Origin of the sequence: Feifania hominis (genome assembly GCF_014384765.1) — a bacterium.
Classification (GTDB): Bacteria; Bacillota; Clostridia; order Oscillospirales; family Feifaniaceae; genus Feifania; species Feifania hominis.
Map to the genome: position 1 here is coordinate 108,574 of NZ_JACRSP010000005.1, position 21,440 is coordinate 130,013.

Here is a 21,440-nt window from a genome sequence, read left to right on the forward strand (position 1 = left end):
GTGGGTCGTACCCACGACGCACACGGGCCGGTGTTACGAATTCTTTCGCCAGTTGAGCTGAAGAGAATCTTCCGTGAACTGCATCACTTCGATCTCGTTGCCCTCGGGATCCTGAATGTAAAAGGCATAGGAGTTGCACTGGCCCCGTCTGTCGCCGGGGTAGGGGGCGGTATAGGGCTTTTTGACATGTTTGGGACCGGCCCAGAGCTGCACGCCTTTGTTCTCAAAGTGCCGGGCCGCCGCGATGATATCCTCCACCAGAACGGAAAAGTGCATGAAGCTGTAGGACGGGATCGAGTATTTGGCTTCATAGGGGGTGTTGAAGAGCTCGACAAACTGGCGGTCGTTGATCTTGAAATAGGCGATCCAGGTGTCGCCCTCACGGAACCCCTCGTGTCTGTGGGCGTCCAGAATGGCCCCTTCGTAGGGCAGAGTGAAGATCTGCTCAAAGCCCATTGTGTCCCGATAGAAAGAACACATTTTCTCAAAATCATTGCATTTGAAGCTGACGTGCGCGATGCGTTTAAAATATTTGCTCATACCGCTTCCCTCCCGCTCTCTCTGATCTGCATGCTGCACGGGGTATACTGCTGCAGCTCGATGTCATTGCCCTCCGGATCCCGGATAAAGGCGCAGAGCGTACCACACATGCCGGGCTGATGGTCGTGGTTGGGCACATCCATCACCCTGCCGTTGTCCACCGGGCCTCTGTAGACTGTGACGCCTTTGCTCTTGAGCATCTCCAGCGTAGCGGCCATGTCGTCCACCTCCAGGCAGAAGTGGTGGAAAGACCGCTCGCTGGTCCTGTTGGGAGAGGGGTATTTGGTGTGGAAAAGCTCCAGAAACTGGTTGTCCGTAATTTCGATATAGGTCAGCCAGGGGGTTCCGTCGTCGTGGAAGAGGGTAAAGGCCTCCTCAAAGCCCATGACGTCGATGTAGAATTTCTTTTCGGCCTCGATGTCGTTGCAGAGCAGCGCAGGGTGGCCTAAAAACGTGTATTTGATATCCATAGTTGTCCTCCATTTGTTAAGCTGCGCTCTTTTTGGCAGCAGACTTCTTATACATCTTTGTCGAGATGGAATCCAGAATCACCGCCATCAGAATCAGCAGCCCCTTGGCCACAATCTGCCAGTTGGCGTCCACATGCATCAGATTCAGGCCGTTGTTTACGATGCCGACAATGAGGCAGCCCACCAGAGAGCCTACGATATTGGCGTTGCCGCCTTTCATGCTGGTGCCGCCGATGACAACGGCGGCGATGGCGTCCATGGTCATATCGGCGCCCGCGGAGAGCTGGGCGGATGCGGAACGGGCTGTCTGAATGACGGCGGCCAGGCCGGTAAAAATGCCCATCGCCATGTAACAGAACACGCGAAGCTTTCCGACGCGTACGCCGCTGACCCGCGTGGCCTCGGCGTTGCCGCCCATGGAGATGGCCTGACGGCCGAATACTGTGCGGTTGAGTATGACCCACATGACAAGAAGAGCCAGGACCATGACGTAAATGGGTACGGGAATTCCCAGCCAGTAGCCCTTGCCGATGAAGTTGAACGCGTCAGGCAGACCCGAGACAGGCACATTCTTCGTCACAAGGAAAGCGACGCCCTTGTACACGGAGGAGGTTGCCAGTGTCACGATAAAGGCGGGCAGGGCAAACAGAGTAATGAGCCCCGCATTGATCGCGCCCATCAGCCCGCCGGCGACAACCGTAACGAGGATGGCAAACCAGATGGGCATCCCGGCAACGAGCAGCTTGCCGCATACCACGCCGCAGGCGCAGAGGATCATGCCAACGGAAAGATCCATGTGGCCGCTGCCCAGAAGCAGCGTAAAGCCGGCGCAGACGATGGCGGAGACCGTCACCTGGCGAAGCACGCTGAGAAGATTGCTCGGGGTTAAAAACAGAGGGGACATGATTGAGAGCGCGATGACCAGGACCGCCAGAATCAGATAGGATTTGTTGCCCAGCAGGACGCTGTTCAGTATGGATTTACCCCTGTTCATATCAATTCACTCCTTATGATGTTTGGTGCCAAAGGCGTAGGCCATCAGATTTTCCTGCGTTGCCTCACTGCGGTCGCATACATGGGCGATACGCCCCCCGCGGATGACGGCGATGCGGTCGCACATTCCCAGAATTTCGGGCAGTTCGGAAGAGATCAGAATAATGGCGATCCCCTGCTGGGCAAGAGAACTGATCAGCCGGTGTATCTCGGATTTTGACCCCACGTCGATTCCCCTTGTAGGTTCGTCCAAAATCAAAACCTTGGAGTTTGTCAGCAGCCACCGGGATATGATGACTTTCTGCTGATTGCCGCCCGAGAGCTGACTCATAGCCTCGTTGGGCGAGGAGTACTTGATGTCGATCTTTCCCGTGATGCTGTCAAACTCCGCTTTCTCCCTGGAGGGACAGTAGAAGCCGAGACGATTGCCAATTTTGTCAAATTTGGCAATGGTGGTGTTTCTCATCACCGACAGGCTGTGGATGGAGCCCATGCGAAGCCGGTCCTCCGTAATCATGCCGATTCCGGCTCGAACGGCATCTCTCGGGTCGCGGATGTTCAGCCGCTGCCCGTTGATGAAAATTTCGCCGCTGTCCCTTTTGTCGATGCCAAAGATGGCGCGCACAATTTCTGTGCGGCCGGAGCCGACCAGCCCGGAAAAGCCCAGAATTTCGCCGGCTCTCACCGAAAAGCTCACGTCATTGACGACTCCGGCGCGCTTGAGATTGCGCACCTCGAGAACGACATCTCCGATCTGTGCGGGGAGCTTCGGGAAGAGAGCGGAGAGTTCCCGGCCGACGATGTACTGAATCAGTCCGCTCTGATCGATCTCTTTGGTTGTTTTTGTGGTGATGTACTTTCCGTCGCGGAACACTGTCAGACGATCGCACACCTCAAACAGCTCTTCGAGCTTGTGGCTGATGAAGATGACTGACGTTCCGCCGGAGGCGAGCTTGCGAATGATGTTGTAGAGCAGCTCCACTTCGACATTGGTCAGAGCCGAGGTGGGCTCGTCCATGATAATCAGGTCAGAGTGGTAGGACACCGCCCTGGCGATCTCGACCAGCTGCATGTTGGCCACGCTCAGATTTGAGACAACGGCTTTCGGATCCAGATGGGAGAGTCCGATCTGCTCAAGCAGCTCTTTGGCGGCTGCGTTTCTGGCGCCCGGCTTGAGGAGCCCGCGTCTGGTGAACTTTTTTTCTCTCCCCAGCCAGATGTTTTCCGCAACTGTCAGCGTGGGAACCAGGCTGATTTCCTGGTGGATCATGGAAATCCCCGCATTCAGAGCGTCGCAGGGGGATTCAAAATTGACTTCCCGCCCTTTGAATATCACCGATCCGCCGTCACGCCGGTAAAGGCCGATCAGGATCTTCATCAGAGTGGATTTTCCGGCCCCATTTTCACCGATCAGCGCGTGGATCTCTCCCTTTTGGACTTCCAGGCTGACGTTATCCAGGGCCTTTACGCCGGGAAACACCTTGGTGATCCCTTTCATTTCCAGCAGCACTTCGTTCATAGCGCATCCCCTCTCAGCAGTCCGGGCCGGAAAAATTCCGGCCCGGACCAGTTTTTAGAATGAAGCTGCAGTCGGTCAGTCGATGGTCATATACTCATCCACATTGCCGCTGTCGACAGGCACGGCGTATAGAGCGCCGCCGTTGAAAGTGGGGTCGGTATACTCGCCGGACAGACACTTCACGGCCATTTCCAGCTGGCCCTCGGCCTGGCTGGACATGAGCATCTTGACAGTGGCGGTCTGCCAGCCGGACTTGACCTGGTTGAGACCGGCCTCAGTGCCGTCCACGGCGGTGATGATGACGTCGCCCGGGGCAAAGCCGGCTGCCTCCAGCGCGTTGATGGCGCCCAGGGCCATGGCGTCAGAAGCCGCGACGACAGCGTTGAGCTCCTTGCCGTGAATCTGAATCCAGTCCTCCATGAGCTTTTGAGCCTGTTCGGTATCCCAGTTGGCGTAGTTCTCGCTGAGGATGTTGACCCGGTCGGGATACTTTTCGGCCAACTCGCGGAAACCGTCTGCGCGGTGCAGCTGGTTGGCCTGCGCGGGATTGCCGAGAATGATGACGGCGTTGAGCGTGTTGGCGGGATCGGCGTTGAGATAGTCCTCGTAGTACTTGGCGTTGAGCTGCGACATGGAGGTCTCATCGAATCCGGTCCAGCGCAGATCCACGGCGTCGCTGTCCATGCCGCGGGTCTCAAGACAGAAGACGCCGGCCTCGTGGATGGCCTCGGCCGCAGGGATGCAGCCCTCGGTGTCACAGGAGGCCAGAATAATCAGATCGGGCTGCTCAAGCAGCATCGTCTCAACATTGGACAGCTGTTTTTCGACGCTGGACTGCGCGTCGGTGTAGAAGAATTCCACTTTGACGTCCTCGTGAGAGGCGTTCCACTTCTCCACGGCGGCCTCCCAGCCGGCCAGGGAGCGCTGCGTATTCTCATCCACAGCGTTGAAAGCATAGCCAATCTTGTAGGTGGTAACATCGGGATCGCCGGAGGAGGTCGGCCCTTCTACATTTTCGGCTGGTTTGGGGCTGCATGCAGCAAAGCAGCAGACCATGGCCAGGGCCAGAACGACAGCAAATACTTTTTTCATTTTCATTGCAGTTGCCTTCCTTACGTACTAAATTTGGCGTTGTTCTCCGCCTTTGCAAAAAGTATAAGCAAACATTGCAAAATTTTCAATCTAATTTTCGTGGAATGTCGCATATTCTATGAAATATACATATATTTCGCCGATATTTCAGACAATTCAACAATAATCGCCGCATATTTTTCAAATATTTCATATTGTTTCATTTTTTCTGCACCAAATCTATTGACTTTTTTCCCTGACTTCCCTATAATTTCCCGCAGTAGGATCTCTCTTAGGAGGTGTAGCATTGATCGACAGAAGTATTCGCATCCGAGACATTGCGCGCAGAGCCGGCGTGTCGCCGGCAACGGTTTCAAGGGTTTTGAACAAGACGGGAAATGTCAGCGCATGGACCACAGCTGCCGTTCTCAAAGAGGTGGAACAGGCCGGTATCGTCCTGCCGGCACCGCAGTCAGACGGCGGTGAAAAGAGGGAGGCCTTTCCCACTGTAATCATTGCCGTGCCGGACAATAACAACAATCCCTTTTACAGCGAGATCATTGCCGGGATCAGCGACTCTGTCCAGTCCAAGGGGTATGTCCCGATGGTCTACACCTCTCATCTGCGCCTTTACAATTACAAAAAGCTGCTGGAATACGCCGCTTTCATCCGTGCGGTGGGTATCATTTCCCTCTATCGAATCGACGATGCTGTCTCCGATGAAATCAGCAAGAGCATTCCGTTCGTTCAGTGCTGTTCACAGCCGGAGAGCCCCTCGATCCCCTATGTCTGCGTCAATGACAAAGCGGCTGCGAAAGTGGCGGCGCAGCATCTGATTCAAATGGGCTGCGACAGGCTGGCCGTCTTTGCACACAGCGGCGTGTCCAAAATTACGGCAAACCGCGTGGCGGGCTTTATGGAAGCGGCGGACGAGGCAAAAATCCAGGTTCCCCCGAACTGGCTTCTGCGCATTCCACACATCAACTATAAGGCGGCATACTCGGCGGCAAAGCAGCTCTTTAACCGGGATCGCATCCCCAACGGTATTTTTGCCATCACCGACGTCGCGGCCATTGCGGTGCTCAACGCCGCACAGGATTCCCACATCCGCGTCCCAAACGATGTGATGATCGTCGGCTTCGACAATCTGGAAATGTCGGAGATCACGCGGCCCTCTCTCACCACCATCAATCAGCCGCGCTATGAGATAGGCTTTGCCGCCGGCGAAATGATGTACGACTGTGTCACCAATCCCGATACCAAGCCCAACAACATCGTGTTCAACTGCGAGCTGATTGTCCGGGGCTCCACATCTGCCAAATGAGCGGCCCCTGCTCCAACCAAAGACGTTGAAAGGAGATACGAATGAACTATCAAGCGGTAATTTTTGACCTGGACGGGGTGATCTGCCACACGGACAACTATCATTATCAGGCGTGGAAGCAGATGGCCGACCGCGAGGGAATCTATTTTGATGAGAGCATCAACAGCCGTCTTCGCGGCGTGAGCCGTATGGCGAGCCTTGAAATCATTCTGGAGCGGGCGCAGCGCACCTACACGGCGGCGGAAAAAGAGGCGTTGGCCGCTGAGAAAAATGAGATCTACCGCCAGCTTCTGATGAATATGAGCCCGGCGGATCTGTCACAGGACGTGGCTGCCACCCTGCGGCAGCTGAAAGATGCCGGGGTGAAGATCGCCATCGGCTCTTCCAGTCGTAACGCCAAGACCATTCTGCGCCAGATTGGCATTTTTGACTGGTTTGACGCCATATCCGACGGCGAGAATATCACCCGTTCCAAGCCGGATCCCGAGGTGTTTGTCAAAGCCGCCGGGATACTGGGTCTGGCTCCCAGCGCGTGTCTGGTGGTCGAGGACGCCGACGCGGGCATCCGGGCCGCGCACGACGGAGGCTTTCACAGCGCGGGCATGGGAGATGCCTGCGGGAATGACGAGGCCACTTATTCTATCATCGCCTTTCATGAGCTTTCGGATATTGTTTTGGGAAAGAGAATGCAAAACGGCCCTGTGACAGAGTGAAAGCGTTATTTACAGGAATGATACAGATTGAAAAAAGCGACGCTCAGGAGTATTCCTGAGCGTCGCTTTTCGGTTGAGCAAAAGGATGGTGCTGCCTGTTTCCGCACGCATGTTGAGCCGGCCGGTCGGCTCCGTGTTCAGCGGTAGGGCTTGTCGAGCGGCGTGTGGCGGAAGTGTCGGCGCCCCTCGGCGTAGTCGGCTACGATCTGGCCGTGGCCGCACAGCAGGTACTTGTAGGTCAGAAGCCCCTCAAGGCCCACCGGGCCGCGCGCGTGGAGTTTGTTCGTACTGATGCCGACCTCCGCGCCGAATCCGTAGCGAAAGCCGTCGGCAAAGCGCGTGGAGCAGTTGTGGTAGACGTTCGCCGAATCGACCAGCTGCAAAAAGCGCTCGGCCGCGCCGGCGTCGCCGGTCACGATGCAGTCGGTGTGATGGGAGCCATAGGCATTGATGTGATCGATTGCCTCGTCGAGCGAGTCGACCACCTTGATGGAGAGGATGTAGTCGAGATATTCGGTGTGAAAGTCCTGCTCGGTCGCGGCCGAACAGTCGATGACAGCGCGTGTGCGCGCGCAGCCGCGAAGCTCGACGCCGCGCGCCTCCAGCGCCGCTTTGAGCCGGGGCAGAACAGCCGCCGCCGCATCCGCATGGACGAGCAGCGTTTCCGCCGCGTTGCAGACCGCGACATACTGTGTTTTCGAGTCGACCGTGATGTCCACTGCCATGGCAGGGTCGGCGGCCCGGTCGATATAGACGTGACAGATGCCGTCGGCATGGCCCATGACGGGGATGCGCGAGTGATCCATGATGTAGCGCACAAAGGCGTTTGAGCCGCGCGGAATGATCAGGTCGACGTACTCGTCGAGCGCGAGCATCTCGCCGACCTCCCCGCGGGAGGTCAGCAGGTGCATGAAGCCGTCGGGCACGCCCTCGGCGACCGCGGCCGCATGGATGACGTCAGCGAGGGCCCGGTTGGTGTTCGCCGCTTCGCTGCCGCCCTTGAGAAGAACGGCGTTGCCGCTTTTCAGACACAGCGAGAGAATTTGAACCAGCGCGTCCGGGCGCGACTCAAAGATGACGCCGATGACGCCGATGGGGCAGGCGACGCGGTAGAGCTCGAGCCCCTCGTCGAGGGCCGAGGCCCAGAGTGTGCGGCCGACAGGGTCGGGCATGGCGATGAGCTGCCGGATGCCCTCGACGCAGGTCGCGATTTTGGCGTGGTCGAATTTGAGCCGCCGCAGAAGCTCGGGCGCGAGGGCCGTGCGTTCGCCCTCGGCGAGGTCGAGACGATTTGCCTCGACAATGGCCTGCTCCTGCCGCAGCAGGGCGTCGGCGATCGCGCCAAGCGCCGCGTTTTTGGTCTCATGGGGCAGGGCCTGCAGGGCAATGAAGTCGTGTTTGGCGCGCTGCGCCATCTCTCTTGTCGTCATGGGATCACCTCTCTACCCATTGTAAAGGCTCGCGGGAGCCGTGTCAAGAAAGCCCCTTGCGGGGCAGCAGAAGGCCCCTTGCAGGGCAGGTCGCTGGCGCGACAGCTATTGAAAACCCCGGCAAAACGACAGTTTCGCCGGGGAAAAGGAGCGCACACAGGACCGAGCGGACCTTGCGAGGAAGCTATTGGGTGATCGCAGTCGCAGCCGCATTTCAGAGGCCAACCATCACGAAGTGACGGCCCCTAGCGGGGCAGCAATTGGGCCCCCACCGAAACCGCAGTTTCGGTTGAGTGATCGCGGCCGCAGCCGCATTTCGGAGGCCAACCGCCACGAAGTGGCGGCTCTTGGGCCGGAGATGCGCGGCAGCGCGAACTGGCGTGGCGGGATAAGATCAGATAAGGCTAGCGGGAATAGGCCGCGACGGCCCGCAGGCCTAGTCCCGTAGGCGGTGTAAGCGGCGAAGCCGCCCCGCCGGAGGGGCACATCAAAATAAAGGGGCCCCCACCGAAACTGTAGTTTCGGTGGAGTGAGTGCGCAGCGCGAACTGGCGCGCCAGCGCCTAGGAAGCCCGAATTGATTTCGGGCTTCCGCAGATTCAAATAAAGGGGCCTCCACCGAAACTGTAGTTTCGGTGGAGTGAGTGCGCAGCGCGAACTGGCGCGCCAGCGCCCAGGCGGCCCGGGTTTCCCGGGTCGCCGCACATCAAAATAAAGGGGCCCCCACCGAAACTGTAGTTTCGGTGGGGAGAGGACTTTGCGAGGACGTGTCAGCGGTGGTCCGCCATAAAGAAGACGGCGAGCACACCCGCGCCGGCGTGGGTGCCGAGCACGGTGCCGACGGTGTTGATGAAGACATCGCGCACACCTGCGCGCTCGCGCAGGAGCTGCGCGAGGGTGTTGGCGTCCTCCTCACAGTCGCCGTGGACGAGGAAGACCCTCTGGTCTTTGAGATTTTCGCCGCGGTCGATCGCGGTCTGTACCAGCGCCTCAATCGAAGCCTGGCGGCCGCGGCACTTGCCGATGGGCACGAGCTTGCCCTCGTTGTCAAAGCTGAGCATGGGCTTGATGCCGAGCATGGAGCCCATGATGGCCGTGCCCTTTGACAGGCGGCCGCCTCGCTGCAGATGGAACAGGTCGGTGACGGTGAAAGCGTGGTAGACCCTGCGCTTGTTCGCCTCGAGCCAGGCGGCGTTGTCTTCGATGGACATCCCCGCGTCGCGGTTGCGCACGGCAAAGTCGACAAGCAGCCCCTCGCCGAGCGAGGCCGACAGCGAGTCGACAATGATGAGCCGGCGCTCGGGATACTTCTCGCGCAGCTCCATCGCGGCGAGCATGGCGGTGTTGTAAATGCCGGACAGACCGCTGGAGAAAGCGACATAGAGCAGATCGTACCCCGCCGCGAGCACGGGCTCCATCACCGCGTCCATCTCGGCGGTGTTCGCGACCGCCGTCGTCGGCAGAATGCCGCCGCGCAGCCTGTCGTAGAACTCCCTGGTGGACATGCCGCAGTCGGGGCCCTCGTAGTAGGTGACCCCGTCGAGAATGAAGTTCATGCGAAGTGGGCTGATGTCGTGCTCTTGAAAGTAGGAAAAGGGAAGATCCGAGTTGGTCTCGGTCATGATCTTATAGGTGGGAGTGGCTGGCATGGGTTGCCTCCTTATGGGAAAACAGATTTGCCGCAATGCGGCATACATGCAAAAGTATAGCGGATTTCTCCGCAAAATACCACACTTTTTGTCCCAGCCGGCAAAGCTTTAAGAATATCGTAAGAAAAGCCGCAGCCCTGCGGAATTTGATTTGACTTTGCGGGCCTTTGCTCTTAAGATAGAAGAGAAGCAAAAGAAAAGGATGGAAGAACCATGGAAAAACCGAGTCGCGTGGTGGTCAAAATCGGCTCCTCCTCGCTGACCTATGAAAATGGAAAACTCAATCTGCGCCGCATGGACCGTCTGGTGCGCGTGCTCAGCGATCTGCAGAACAGCGGCGTGCAGGTGGTGCTGGTCTCCTCCGGCGCGATCAGCGTCGGCTTTCGCAAACTCGGCCTGCCCGAGAAGCCGCATGACATCCCCGGCAAGCAGGCGTCGGCTGCGGTCGGCCAGTGCGAGCTGATGTACACCTACGACAAGCTCTTCTCCGAGTATGGCCACGCGGTGGCTCAGGTGCTGCTCACGCGCGACGTGGTCGAGAACGCGGAGATGAACGAAAACGCCGTCAATACCTTTGACACACTGCTCGGGCTCGGGGCCATTCCGATTGTCAACGAGAACGACACCGTCTCCATCGACGAGATCAAAATCGGCGACAACGACACCCTCTCGGCGATGGTTGCCACAATGGTACGCGCCGATCTGCTCGTTTTGATGAGCGACATCGACGGCCTCTACGACAGCGACCCCCATACGAATCCCGGCGCCCGGCTCATTGAGCGGGTCGAGCGGATCACCGATGAGATCATGGCCCTCGGCGGCGGCTCGGCGAGCGCCGTCGGCACCGGCGGCATGCTGACCAAGCTCACAGCGGCGAAAACCGTCACCGCGCAGGGCATCGACATGGTCATCGTCTCGGCCGAAAACCCCGATATTCTGTACGATGTGCTCGACGGAAAGCCCGCCGGCACACGTTTTGCCGCCCAGTAGGCGGGGAGGAACCCAGTGGAAGAGAGACAGAGAAAACCGGCGCCCGCCGGAAAAAAGAAGAACCAGACGGGCCTTACGTTCCTGATGGGCTGCGCCACCTGGGCGGTGGTATTGGCTCTGGTGATCGGGGGGATCGTCTTTGTCGTGTCGCGCTTTCGCGGCGGCGAGCCCACCCCGCCGGTGGACAACAACGACCCCGGCAGCGGCGGCATGCTCGACCCGGACTATGTCATCGGCGTCGATGACGACCCCGTTGAGGAGGAGGAGCCGCTCGACATCGCCGCGCTGAAAGAGGACGATGTGGTCTACCACGATTTTCTGAGCGTGCTGGTGTTTGTCGACTTCCCCTATTTTGCCTCACCGGCCGAGGCCGACATGGCCCACCTTGTCACATTCGGCATCTGGCAGGCGCTGCAGAGCGGCGAGCAGGTCGAGTACGGCGAGCAGAGCATCATGGTCCCCCAGGAGGCGGTCGAGCAGGAGATCGCCGCCGTCTTTGACGGCGCGCCGCCCATCGTGCATCAGTCGGTTTCCATCTACGGGGACTTTACCTACAACGCCGAGAACGCGCGCTATGAGATGCCCATCTATGGCATGGAGAACATGAACCTTCCGCGCATCCGCTCGGTGACGCCGCTCGAGAACAGTGTCTACGAGGTGGTCATGGACTACATCGACTCGGCCGCGCAGGACACCTATGAGCACGCCGAGGGCCCGCGGCCCGAGGCGGTCAAGACCGTCAAGCTCACCGTTCAGGGCACGGTGGGCGACTACCGGGTGCTCTCGCTGAGCGCCTTTGCACAGGCCTGACGGCAGAACCCGCAAGCCGCACCGAAAGGTGCGGCTTTTTTTCGCCATTGGGGATTTTGCCCAACGCGGGAGGTCCATTTTCTGTCAGTTTGTTTCTTGACAACGGTGATGGGAGCCGATAGGATAGAAACAAGGCAAAATCTGATATTTCAGATTTCAGAATTGTCAGAAATGAGGCGAGAGTATGAGAGCACTGGTATTGAAAGAGTACAAAAAGCTCGTGTGCGAGCAGATTCCCACACCCGACTGCGGCGAGGGTGAAGTTCTGATCCGGCTCAAGTGCTGTGCGGTCTGCGGCAGCGACGTGCACGGCTACGATGGGAGCACGGGCCGACGGATCCCTCCCATCGTCATGGGACACGAGGCGTCGGGCGTGATTGAGAAAGTCGGCGCAAAGGTGAAGAACTACAAGCCGGGCGATCGGGTCACCTTTGACTCCACCGTCTACTGCAACGAGTGCGAGATGTGCAAAGCCGGGCGGGTCAACCTGTGCCGAAACCGGCGGGTGCTGGGGGTATCCTGTGACGAGTACCGCCGCGATGGGGCCTTTGCGGAGTACATTGCGGTGCCCGAATACATTCTCTACCGCCTGCCCGACAACGTCACGTTCCGCCAGGCGGCCATGGTGGAGCCGCTCTCCATCGCCTACCACGGCGTCACCCGCGCCGAAATTCGCCCCGGCGCCACCGTCGCAGTGGTCGGCGTCGGCACCATCGGCATGATGGCGCTGCAGCTGGCGAAGAGCATGGGAGCGGCGACGGTCATCGCCGTCGACATTGATGAGAAGCGCCTTGAGATGGCGCTGCAAAACGGGGCGACCCACGCGGTCAATTCCCGCGAGGCAGACGCGCTCGAAAGACTGCGCGCCCTCACGCCGGGAGGCGAGGGCGTCGATGTGGCGGTGGACGCCACCGGCATTCAGGCGACGGCGGACCTCTGCGTCAACGCCGCCGTGCTCGGCGGACAGGTGGTCTTTGTGGGCAATCTCGCCGCGCGCATCGAGATTCCGCTCCAGGTGGTGGTCACGCGGGAGCTGAGTCTGTTTGGCAGCTGCGCCTCGGCGGGCGAATACGACAAGTGCCTTGCGCTGATTGCGGGCGGCCAGGTCGACGTCGACGCGCTCATCAGCGCCGCGGTGCCGCTCGAGGAGGGCGCCGAGTGGATCGAGCGGGTCTATCGCCGCGAGCCCGGGCTCTACAAGATCGTTTTGACAATGGAGTAGGAGGACAGGATGAGAAAGATCAAAACCGCAGTCGTCGGCTGCGGAAAAGTGGGCGACTTTCACGCCGCGGCCTACCGGGAGCTGGAGAACAGCGAGCTTGTCGCGGTCTGCAACCACAACATCGACCGGGCGCAGGCCTTTTCGCAGAAGTATGGCGTGCCGGCTTTCTGCTCCATCGAGGAGATGGCCCGCGCCACGGGGGTGGAGGCGGTCAGCATCTGCACGCCGCACCCCGCGCACGCCGAGCAGGTGGTGCAGGCCGCTCGCTGCGGGCTGCATGTGATGGTGGAAAAGCCGCTGGCCTCGTCGCTGCAGGACTGCGACAGGATGCTCGCAGCCGTGAGAGAGGCCGGCGTCACGGGCGGAATGCTCTGTCAGCGCAGACTCTACCCCGGGTCGCTGCGCATCCGGCGCGCCATTGAGCAGGGCCGGCTCGGCCGGCCCATTCTCGGCAGCGTCAACATGCTCGGCTGGCGGGATATGGCCTACTACCACAGCGATCCCTGGCGGGGCACCTGGAGCGGCGAGGGCGGCGGTGTGCTCGTCAACCAGGCGGTGCACCAGCTCGATCTGCTCTTGTGGTTCATGGGCGAGATCGAGGAGGTTTACGGCATGTGGGATACGCTCAACCACCCCGAGCTAGAAGTGGAGGACACGGCGGTCACCGTTATCCGCTTCAAAAGCGGGGCGCTCGGCAGCATCGTCGCGAGCAACTCCCAGAACCCGGCGCTCTTCGGCCGGGTACGGGTACACGGCTCGAACGGCGCCTCGGTGGGGATTCAGACAGACGGAGGGGCCATGTTCATCGCGGGCGTCTCCTCGGTCACCGAGCCGCCGCTCAACGACCTTTGGACTGTGCCGGGAGAGGAGAAGCTCCTCGACGAGTGGGTGCGCGAGGACACGGAGCTCTTCCAGTCGGTGGACGCTACAACCCACTTTCACCGTCTGCAGCTTGGCGAGTTTCTCGACGCCGTCGCCGGTGGGCGAAGCCCGATGGTACCGCTTGAGGACGGCCGCCGGGCGGTCGAGCTCTTCACCGCCATCTACCGCTCACAGCGCGACCACCGCCCGGTGCGCTTTCCGCTTGAGCCGGAGAACACAGAGGATTTCGACGGCAGACTCCCGCGCTGAAGAGAGACACAAAGACAGACGCCCCGCCGGGCTCAGCCCGGCGGGGCGTCTTGCGTCGAGATTGCGGCTTTCTCAGGCGGGGCGCAGATCGCGCATGGCGCGGTCGCACTGCTCATAGTGCTCAATCTTGTGGTTGAGCCGCTCGAGAGTCTGCTGCATCTGCTCCATTTTGCCGAGCAGCAGCTCGCGCTGCTCAAGGAGAAGCTGAAGCCGTGCGCCGGTCGTGCTGTCGCCCTGCGCAAAGAGGGTGACATACTCGATGAGCGCTTCAACCTGAATGCCAGCGGCGCGCATGCACTTGATGAACTCCACCCACCGGCAGTCCTCCTCCCCGTAGTCGCGTATGCCGCCCGCCGTGCGGGGCACGGTGGGAATCAAGCCGATGCGCTCATAGTAGCGCAGAGTGTCGGCCGAGATGTCATAAGCTCTGCTCACTTCCGCTATGGTCATGGATGAATCCCTCCCTCAGCGGCCGAAGACGGCGGCCGCTTTTTTCATATTTTCCACGGCGGGCACCTCAAAGGGGCACCGCCGCTCGCACGCGCCGCACCCGATGCACTCGCCCGCCCCATGGGGCAGGGACGCATAGTGCTCGCGCACGGTCTCGGGCACCGCGCCCTGGGCACGTGCGAGGTGATAGAATTTGGTCACTGACGCCACGTCGATGCCCACCGGGCAGGGCGCGCAGTGGCCGCAGTACATGCAGTGGCCCCGCCAGCTGATCTTGGGGAAGGCGGCGAAAGCGGCAGCGTAGTCGCGCTCAGCGGCGGGCGCTGTCTCATAGGCCGCGCTCGCCTCGAGCTCGGCGACCGTGTGCGCCCCCGCGAGAACGGTTGCCACCGCCGGGCGGGTCAGTGCGTAGTGGATGCACTGGAATGCGGTCAGCGCCGCGCCCGCCGGGGAGAGGGAGGCGTCGAGCAGATCGCCGCCGCCAAAGGCTTTCATGACCGTCACACCGACGCCGCGCCTATCGCAGGCCTCGTAGAGCGCCTGGCGGGCGGGGTCCATATTCAGCAGGGGCCGCTCGTAGTTTTTGTCGTCCCAGAGAGCCTCGACGTCCTCGTCGGCGGGCAGCAGATCGTAACAGGGGTTGACGCTGAACATCAGCACCTCAATGAGCCCGCTCTCGACCGCCGCGAGCGCCACCTCGGGATTGTGGCTGCTCATGCCGATGTGGCCGATCCGCCCGGCGGCTTTGAGCTCGTTTGCATAGGCCATGACCGGGCCGCTGGCCACGGCGTTCCAGTCGTCCATCGAGTCGACGTAGTGGATCATGCCGACCTCGAGAAAGTCGGTCTCAAGCAGTGCGAGCTGCTCTTCAAAGCCCGCGCGCACCTCGTCGATGTCGCGTGTGCGGCGGTACTGGCCGTCGCGCCACACCGAACAGAGGTGACCCTGAAGAATAAATTTGTCGCGCCGGCCGCGCAGCGCGCGCCCGAGGCGGGCGCGGCGGTCGGGGTTCGACAGATAGAGGTCGATGTAGTTGATGCCGAGCCGTTCGGCGGCGTCGAGAAGCGGCTCGGTCAGCTCGCCGCCGTGGTCGACAAATCCCTCGCAGCCCATGCCGATCTCGCTGACCGAAAGCCCGGTCTTTCCCAGTTTGCGGTAAATCATGACACTCACTCCCAATCTGTATGCTTATCAATAGAATATCATCTGGAGTGTACTCCAAGTCAAGAATTTTTATCAGATGTGCTGTTTTTATCGGCCGGCGGCGTGAGAGCGCGGCATTTTTCCCCTGCGGTGCGGCCGAGGCGCTTTTTTTGAAATTTGCGCTTTTTTTCCCACAGACGGCCGGATACAGACATATTTAAAAGAATTTCAACAGCGTTCCGCCCGGGGGAACCCCGGTGTCATTCCGGCATAGGATGTTGTGGGGAAAGAATCTCTCCCCTATGATTAGGAGGGAATAGAATGGGTATTACCAATTCCAATAAAACGGTCAACATGACCCAAATCGACTGCGAGGGCTCGTTTCGTGTGACACTCGCGCTGACGGCGGCGCCCGACATCGTGTCAAACCCGACGGACATCGTGCTCGTGCTCGACCGCTCGGGCAGCATGGCGGGCTCGCCGCTTGCCAATATGAAAGCCGGTGCGAAGACCTTTATCGACATCATCGAAGAGGCCACCGACGGCGTGCAGGACGGCGTGATCGGCTCGGGCAGCCACATCGGCATCGTCAGCTTCGCCTCCACCGCCGTGGCCGACACGCCGCTGATCACATCGGTCGCCACGCTCAAGAGCGCTGTCGACTCGCTGACGGCCGGCGGCAACACCAACCACGCCGACGCGTTCACCAAGGCCATGGAGCTCTTTGATCCGAGCTCCTCCAACCATAAGGTGATCGTGATGTTCACCGATGGCAACACCACCACCGGCGCGCCGCCCGCTCCCGTCGCCGCTGCGGCCCGAGCCGACGGCATCACCATCTACTGCATCGGCCTGGTCGGCGCCAATGGGGTGGACGTCAACACGCTCAACGAGTAGGCGACCGACCCGAACTCCTCCCACGTGGCGGTGACGCCGGACGACGCCGAACTCGAACAGCTGTTCAAGGACCTTGCGGCGAACATCTCAAAGCCCGGCGCGACCAACATCGTCATCGATGAAACGGTCATGGCGGACTTCGTCATCACAAGCATTCTGGCGCCGACGAAAGGCTCCGCCACCATGCTCAACTCCCGCGAGCTGCGCTGGACGATTCCCGAGCTCGGCGTGGATGCGGGCGAAGGTGCGGCGCTTGAGTTCATTGTCCGCCACACGGGGCAGACCTCGGGGACGAAGCTGGTCAACGAGTCCATCGAGTACAGCGACACAGAGGGTAACGTGGTCACATTCCCGGAGCCGGTCGTCAATGTGGACTGCGGCATCGTCGTCAACCCCGAACCCTGTCCGGTTCCGACAAATCTCACCGTGGACGGCTGTTCGGACTCGGTGGTCGTCGATCTCGGCGACACCTATCTGGAGTCGCTGGGCAGAATTGTGCAGGCCGACGTCACGATCAAAAACGTCTGTCCCGGCAAGAGGGTGGCGCTCGCCGTGATTCTCACTGAGATCGATCAAAACGGCCTTGAGCACCAGCGCGGAATGAAGACCATGACCATTCCCGCCCACAGCAGCCCGACCTGCCGCGACGTGCTGGTCAAGTGTGTGAAATTCGTGGTGCCGGAGGATCTCGATACCTCGGGACAGCGGCCGCTTGCGCTGTGCAACGCCCGTCAGTTCCGGGCCAGAGTGATCGCCCACAACATCGATACAGACTACCGCTGCTGCGAGTCGATTCTGACCGTATAACCAACGTTGAAAAGAGCGTACCGGGTCACCCGGTACGCTCTTTTTTTTGAAATTGCGCAGTCCGTCACCCGGCTACCGTGCTCTTTTAAGAAATCCGATACCGGTACTGCACCTCGCGCAGAGGCTTGCCGCCGATGCAATCCTCGAGTGTGCAGCCGCTCGGAGCAAAGCCGTGGGCCTCATAGAACCGGCGGGCGCGCCGGTTCTCCTCGAGAACCCAGAGATAGACCTCGCGAAAGCCGAGTTCCCTGAGCCCGTCGAGCGCGCGGCGCAGAAGCTGTGCGCCGAACCCGCGCCCGGCATACGCGGGCAGAAGATAGATGGAAATGAGCTCGCCGAACCCGGCCATCCCGTCGAGCCGCGCGGGGCCAAAGGAGGCTGTGCCGACGATGCGGCCGCCGTCGAGCATCACCAGAGACCGGCGCGGCGGGGCGTCGAGAGAGGCGGCCCACCGGTCCGGCTCGAGCGCGTCGAGATAGGGCTGCGGCACGATGCCGCGGTAGGCGTGGCGCCAGCTCTTGACATAGACGCGCCCGACTGCCAGCCGGTCGTCGCCCGGTTCCAGCGGTCGTATTTGGATGGATACAGACATAAAAAATCACCTCGGTCCCCCAGCGGGGCAGGTCACTGGCGGCCCTTGCGGGGCAGCAATTGGGCCCCCAACGGAACCACAGTTCCGTTGGGGAAGAGGAGCAGTCGCGTAGCGGGCAGATGCCGGCGATGAGCCGGCGGAGCTGAGCGAAGCGTACTGCGACGAGCGGACTTTGCTCTCGGGGCCCCCACGAAAACCGCAGTTTTCGTGGGGAGAGGAGGAGCAAGGGAGTGCAATGAGAAAGCGCCGCCCATTTGGGCGGCGCTTTTGAATGGAGCGGACTTTGCTCCGACGTGGAGCGGGCGATGGGAGTCGAACCCACCTCCGAAGCTTGGGAAGCTTCTATTCTACCGATGAACTACGCCCGCATGGTGAAAACAAGTATACCATAAACCGGCCCGGGAATCAAGAGAAACCGGGCGACTTTGCGGCGGCGAAAAAAGTGGTGCAAATTTGTCAAAAATGGGAACAAAATCGCCGGATATACGTTTATATCTGGTAGAACACCCAACAGAAAACAAAACAAAGGAGAAACCAAAATGGGAAAAAGACTGAAATCAGCCGCTGCGCTGCTGCTGGCGCTCGTACTGTGCCTGGGGCTCGGCGCGAACGCCTTTGCGTATGACGCCGCCGAGGCGGGCAGCCTTGCGGACGCTCTGAACACGCTCGGCCTCTTCAAGGGGACGGACAGCGGCTATGATCTTGACAGCGAACTCACCCGCGCCCAGGCGCTTGTGCTTCTCGTGCGCCTGATCGGGCAGGAGGTCGAGGCGCTCTACGGAGAAGAGCGCTCCCACCCGTTTACCGACATCCCCCAGTGGGTCAACGGCTATGTCGGCTACGGCTATGAGAATGGCCTTGCCGCAGGCGTCACCCCCACCGAGTTCCAACCCGACGAGCGGGCGAGCGCCCAGGTGTTTGTCACCTTTGTGCTGCGTGCGCTCGGTTACAAGGACAGCGCCGACGGCACCGTCTGGGACAACTGGAAGACCCTTGCCGAGAGCGCCGGCATCCTGCCGGACGGCGTCAACACGGACAAATTCCTGCGCGGCGACGCGGTTGTGATCTGCTACGCGGCGCTTGACGCCAAGGTGCAGGGCGGCGAGGGGACGCTTGCCGACAAGCTGCTCGCCGACGGGGCGTTCAACAGCCTCGCCCTCGCAACGGCCCGCGCGCTCGCCGGCAATGAGGTCACAGCGCAGAGCTCTCTTATCGACATCATGGGCGCGGTCTATGCGGGCGTCGACACCATGGAGCCCTCGCGGCTTCACGTCGCAGAGATCACGGAAGAGAACCTCTCGTTCTACTTCGGCGCTGAGAACATCCCCTTTGTCGAGGGCATTGCCTGCGAGCCCATGATGACCGCGCAGGCCCACTCGGTCGGTCTGCTGCGCGTCAAGGACGGCACCGACATCGAGAAGACAAAGGCGGACATCCGCGAAAACGTCAACCCCCGCAAGTGGATCTGCGTCGGCGTGTCGCCGTCGAACATCCGCGTTGAGAGCATCGGCAATCTCATTCTTCTGGTCATGGACAACAGCGCTCCCGACGAGCTCGCGCGCAACTTCCGCGCGCTCGACAGCTCGCTTGCCACCCCCGATGCCAAGGGCATGATCAAGATCGGCGAGACTTACATGGAGGCCGGCGAGACGGTCGATCAGCAGTCTGTCAGCCGCCTTGCGCGGGTGATGGAGAATCTGCGCGCCACCTACTTTGCGGACAGCGACGTCTACTACGCCATCGTGCCGGACAAGACCTACTACGCCCGTGAGCTGACCGCCGACTACATCAACCACAGCGCCATTGTCGAGCAGCTCTCCTACGAGCTTCTCGACTGGAAGACGGCGGATCTGACCGGTCTTCTCACGCTCGATGACTACTATGTCACCGATCCCCACTGGCGCCAGGAGGAGCTTCTTCCCGTCGCCGAGGAGCTCGGCAAACTGATGGGCTTCACCGTCAACCGCGCCTCTTTCACCACCCAGTCGCGCGAGGGCTTTGTCGGAACCTATCGCCAGAAGCTCGCAAACCTGCCCGGTGAGACCGTCCGCTGGCTGACAAGTTCCGCCACCGAGGCCGCCGTGGTCGACAACTTCTCGAACCAGGCTTTCAAAGAGGTCTATGACGTGGCCCGCCTTGACACCGACATTGCCTACGACCTCTTCCTTTCGGGCGCGACGCCGCTGACGGTCATCGAGAATCCGAATGCCGCGGCGAAGCGTGAGCTCGTGATTTTCCGCGACTCCTACGCGAGCAGCCTCGCCCCTCTGCTGATCGAGAACTACTCGAAGATCACCATGGTCGATCTCCGCTACATGCACAGCAGCCTGCTGCCTGAGTATGTCGACTTCACGGATGCGGATGTGCTGTTTCTCTACAGCGACCGCCTGGCCAACGACAGCCTGCTTCTCAAGGCTGACGTCCCGGCAAACGACCAGCTCAATATGGTCGGCTGATTGCCCCACGACAAAGAGAGCGGGGCCGGTTTTTAAACCGGCCCCGCTTTTTCTCTGCGAATTACATCTGAAAGACAATGCCGACGACCGCGGCCCCGGCGAGAAAGAACACCGGGTGGAGCTTTTTGACCTTGGGCAGATGGGTGAGCACAAGGACCACCACGAACAGAATCAGAGCTTTCAGATCAAACAGCGTCGTGATGCCGGGGGCAGCCTTGAACGCATCAAAGGTGAACACCGAGGTCTCGAGCACCTGCACCGCGGCCGTCGCAATCAGCGCGCAGACCGCCGGGCGCAGGCCGTAGAATGCGTTTTGGACAATGGTGTTGCCCTTGAACTTGTCGAGGAATTTCGCGATGATGAGAATGATGATGATCGAGGGGATGATCTCGGCCAGGGTCGCGATGATCGAGCCGAGCACACCCGCCACATTGAAGCCGGCGTAGGTCGCCATGTTGATGCCGATCGGGCCGGGAGTGGATTCCGAGATGGCGATCATGTCGGGCAGGATCGCCGCGTCAAACCAGTCGTAGCGCGCCGCAATGTCATAGAGGAACGGCAGCGTTGCGAGGCCGCCGCCGATGGCGAACAGCCCGGTCTTCAAAAACTCCCAGAACAGCAGAAGATAGATACTCATTTGCTGCCACCCGCCTTTCTGCCCGAGGCAATGCCCTTGACGACAATGCCGATGACAATCGAGCCCACAACAATGAGAATGGGCGAGACGTCAGTGAAGAGCGTCAGCGCAAAGGCGACGGCGAAGACACAGAATGCAATCAGATCCTTGACGCCGGCTTTCCACATTTTGAGTATGGCGTTGACCACCAGCACGGCGACCGCCACGCGCACGCCGGCAAAGGCGTACTGCACCACGTCGAGATGGATGAAGTTCTGAATGAAAGCCGCGATGACCATGATGATGATCAGCGACGGACACACCACGCCGAGCGCGGCCGAAATGCCGCCGAACACGCCGCCGACCTGGTTGCCGATGAAGACAGAGGTGTTGACCGCGATGACGCCCGGCGCACACTGGCCCAGCGCGTAGTAGTCCATGACCTCCTCCTCAGTCGCCCACTTCTTCTTTTCAATGACCTCTTTTTGCAGCATCGGCATCATCGCGTAGCCGCCGCCAAAGGTCAGAGCGCCGATTCGGTTGAACGTCAAGAATAAGTCCAAATACTTGTTCATTTACCTGAATCCCTCATTTCCTGTCCATTGTGAATTTCGTAAC

At 60.3% G+C, this 21,440-nt stretch carries 21 protein-coding genes and 1 tRNA gene; 9 read left to right on the top strand and 13 right to left on the bottom strand.

The window, feature by feature from the left end; genetic code table 11:
• Window positions 1–33 precede the first annotated feature (33 nt).
• From H8695_RS10630 to H8695_RS10650, 5 genes are all read right to left on the bottom strand, one after another.
• Window positions 34–540, bottom strand: coding sequence for a VOC family protein (locus H8695_RS10630; RefSeq protein ID WP_249301465.1), 507 nt, complete (start codon window positions 538–540; stop codon window positions 34–36).
• The gene (locus tag H8695_RS10635) at window positions 537–1,010 is read right to left on the bottom strand and encodes a VOC family protein (protein WP_249301467.1); all 474 of its coding nucleotides are present in this window, start codon (window positions 1,008–1,010) and stop codon (window positions 537–539) included. The genes H8695_RS10630 and H8695_RS10635 overlap by 4 nt, the downstream gene beginning before the upstream one ends.
• 16 nt (window positions 1,011–1,026) lie before the next feature.
• Window positions 1,027–2,004, bottom strand: a complete 978-nt coding sequence (locus H8695_RS10640) for an ABC transporter permease (RefSeq protein WP_249301469.1) — start codon at window positions 2,002–2,004, stop codon at window positions 1,027–1,029.
• A gap of 6 nt (window positions 2,005–2,010) precedes the next feature.
• On the bottom strand, window positions 2,011–3,522 hold the full coding sequence (locus H8695_RS10645; RefSeq protein ID WP_249301471.1) for a sugar ABC transporter ATP-binding protein: 1,512 nt from the start codon (window positions 3,520–3,522) through the stop codon (window positions 2,011–2,013).
• Window positions 3,523–3,597: 75 nt separating this feature from the next.
• Window positions 3,598–4,614, bottom strand: coding sequence for a sugar ABC transporter substrate-binding protein (locus H8695_RS10650; RefSeq protein WP_249301473.1), 1,017 nt, complete (start codon window positions 4,612–4,614; stop codon window positions 3,598–3,600).
• A gap of 286 nt (window positions 4,615–4,900) precedes the next feature.
• Here H8695_RS10650 and H8695_RS10655 point away from each other — a divergent pair, with 286 nt between their 5' ends.
• Window positions 4,901–5,917, top strand: coding sequence for a LacI family DNA-binding transcriptional regulator (locus H8695_RS10655; protein WP_249301475.1), 1,017 nt, complete (start codon window positions 4,901–4,903; stop codon window positions 5,915–5,917).
• A 41-nt stretch (window positions 5,918–5,958) separates the two neighbouring features.
• On the top strand, window positions 5,959–6,630 hold the full coding sequence (gene pgmB, locus H8695_RS10660) for a beta-phosphoglucomutase (RefSeq protein WP_249301482.1): 672 nt from the start codon (window positions 5,959–5,961) through the stop codon (window positions 6,628–6,630).
• A gap of 137 nt (window positions 6,631–6,767) precedes the next feature.
• Here the strand turns inward: pgmB and H8695_RS10665 are convergent, their stop codons facing one another.
• Together H8695_RS10665 and H8695_RS10670 are read right to left on the bottom strand one after the other, a co-directional pair.
• Window positions 6,768–8,060 (bottom strand): glutamate-5-semialdehyde dehydrogenase, encoded by a 1,293-nt coding sequence (locus H8695_RS10665; protein ID WP_249301484.1) that lies wholly within the window; start codon window positions 8,058–8,060, stop codon window positions 6,768–6,770.
• A 769-nt stretch (window positions 8,061–8,829) separates the two neighbouring features.
• Window positions 8,830–9,708, bottom strand: a complete 879-nt coding sequence (locus H8695_RS10670; RefSeq protein WP_249301487.1) for a DegV family protein — start codon at window positions 9,706–9,708, stop codon at window positions 8,830–8,832.
• 213 nt (window positions 9,709–9,921) lie between these two features.
• Between H8695_RS10670 and proB the strand changes: the two genes are divergently transcribed.
• From proB to H8695_RS10690, 4 genes are all read left to right on the top strand, one after another.
• Entirely contained in the window at window positions 9,922–10,698 is a 777-nt protein-coding gene (gene proB, locus H8695_RS10675; protein ID WP_249301489.1) for a glutamate 5-kinase, read from the top strand.
• A 15-nt stretch (window positions 10,699–10,713) separates the two neighbouring features.
• On the top strand, window positions 10,714–11,508 hold the full coding sequence (locus H8695_RS10680) for a hypothetical protein (RefSeq protein ID WP_249301491.1): 795 nt from the start codon (window positions 10,714–10,716) through the stop codon (window positions 11,506–11,508).
• 184 nt (window positions 11,509–11,692) lie between these two features.
• Window positions 11,693–12,730 carry a zinc-dependent alcohol dehydrogenase gene (locus tag H8695_RS10685; protein WP_249301493.1) on the top strand — a complete coding sequence of 346 codons (1,038 nt, stop codon included), beginning with the start codon at window positions 11,693–11,695 and terminating at the stop codon, window positions 12,728–12,730.
• A gap of 9 nt (window positions 12,731–12,739) precedes the next feature.
• Window positions 12,740–13,861 (top strand): Gfo/Idh/MocA family protein, encoded by a 1,122-nt coding sequence (locus tag H8695_RS10690; RefSeq protein ID WP_249301496.1) that lies wholly within the window; start codon window positions 12,740–12,742, stop codon window positions 13,859–13,861.
• A gap of 72 nt (window positions 13,862–13,933) precedes the next feature.
• Here the strand turns inward: H8695_RS10690 and H8695_RS10695 are convergent, their stop codons facing one another.
• Window positions 13,934–14,311 carry a MerR family transcriptional regulator gene (locus H8695_RS10695; protein WP_249301498.1) on the bottom strand — a complete coding sequence of 126 codons (378 nt, stop codon included), beginning with the start codon at window positions 14,309–14,311 and terminating at the stop codon, window positions 13,934–13,936.
• Window positions 14,312–14,326: 15 nt separating this feature from the next.
• Window positions 14,327–15,475, bottom strand: coding sequence for an aldo/keto reductase (locus H8695_RS10700; RefSeq protein WP_249301500.1), 1,149 nt, complete (start codon window positions 15,473–15,475; stop codon window positions 14,327–14,329).
• Window positions 15,476–15,775: 300 nt separating this feature from the next.
• Here H8695_RS10700 and H8695_RS10705 point away from each other — a divergent pair, with 300 nt between their 5' ends.
• A complete protein-coding gene (locus H8695_RS10705) occupies window positions 15,776–16,351 on the top strand; it encodes a vWA domain-containing protein (protein WP_249301502.1) in 576 nt (191 codons plus the stop codon).
• A gap of 24 nt (window positions 16,352–16,375) precedes the next feature.
• Window positions 16,376–17,158 (top strand): hypothetical protein, encoded by a 783-nt coding sequence (locus H8695_RS10710; RefSeq protein WP_249301504.1) that lies wholly within the window; start codon window positions 16,376–16,378, stop codon window positions 17,156–17,158.
• A gap of 85 nt (window positions 17,159–17,243) precedes the next feature.
• Here H8695_RS10710 and H8695_RS10715 read toward each other — a convergent pair whose 3' ends face one another.
• Both H8695_RS10715 and H8695_RS10720 read right to left on the bottom strand, forming a co-directional pair.
• Window positions 17,244–17,750, bottom strand: a complete 507-nt coding sequence (locus tag H8695_RS10715; RefSeq protein WP_249301507.1) for a GNAT family N-acetyltransferase — start codon at window positions 17,748–17,750, stop codon at window positions 17,244–17,246.
• A gap of 294 nt (window positions 17,751–18,044) precedes the next feature.
• Window positions 18,045–18,118: transfer RNA gene (locus H8695_RS10720), tRNA-Gly, on the bottom strand.
• A gap of 171 nt (window positions 18,119–18,289) precedes the next feature.
• On the opposite strand from H8695_RS10720, the gene H8695_RS10725 reads away from it, so the two are divergent.
• Window positions 18,290–20,206: a DHHW family protein gene (locus H8695_RS10725; protein ID WP_249301509.1), complete on the top strand. Its 1,917-nt coding sequence runs from the start codon at window positions 18,290–18,292 to the stop codon at window positions 20,204–20,206.
• A 61-nt stretch (window positions 20,207–20,267) separates the two neighbouring features.
• Here H8695_RS10725 and H8695_RS10730 read toward each other — a convergent pair whose 3' ends face one another.
• Window positions 20,268–20,843 (bottom strand): chromate transporter, encoded by a 576-nt coding sequence (locus H8695_RS10730; RefSeq protein WP_249301511.1) that lies wholly within the window; start codon window positions 20,841–20,843, stop codon window positions 20,268–20,270.
• Complete coding sequence (locus H8695_RS10735; RefSeq protein WP_249301514.1) at window positions 20,840–21,397, bottom strand: chromate transporter; 558 nt, start codon at window positions 21,395–21,397, stop codon at window positions 20,840–20,842. The genes H8695_RS10730 and H8695_RS10735 overlap by 4 nt, the downstream gene beginning before the upstream one ends.
• Window positions 21,398–21,440 lie beyond the last annotated feature (43 nt).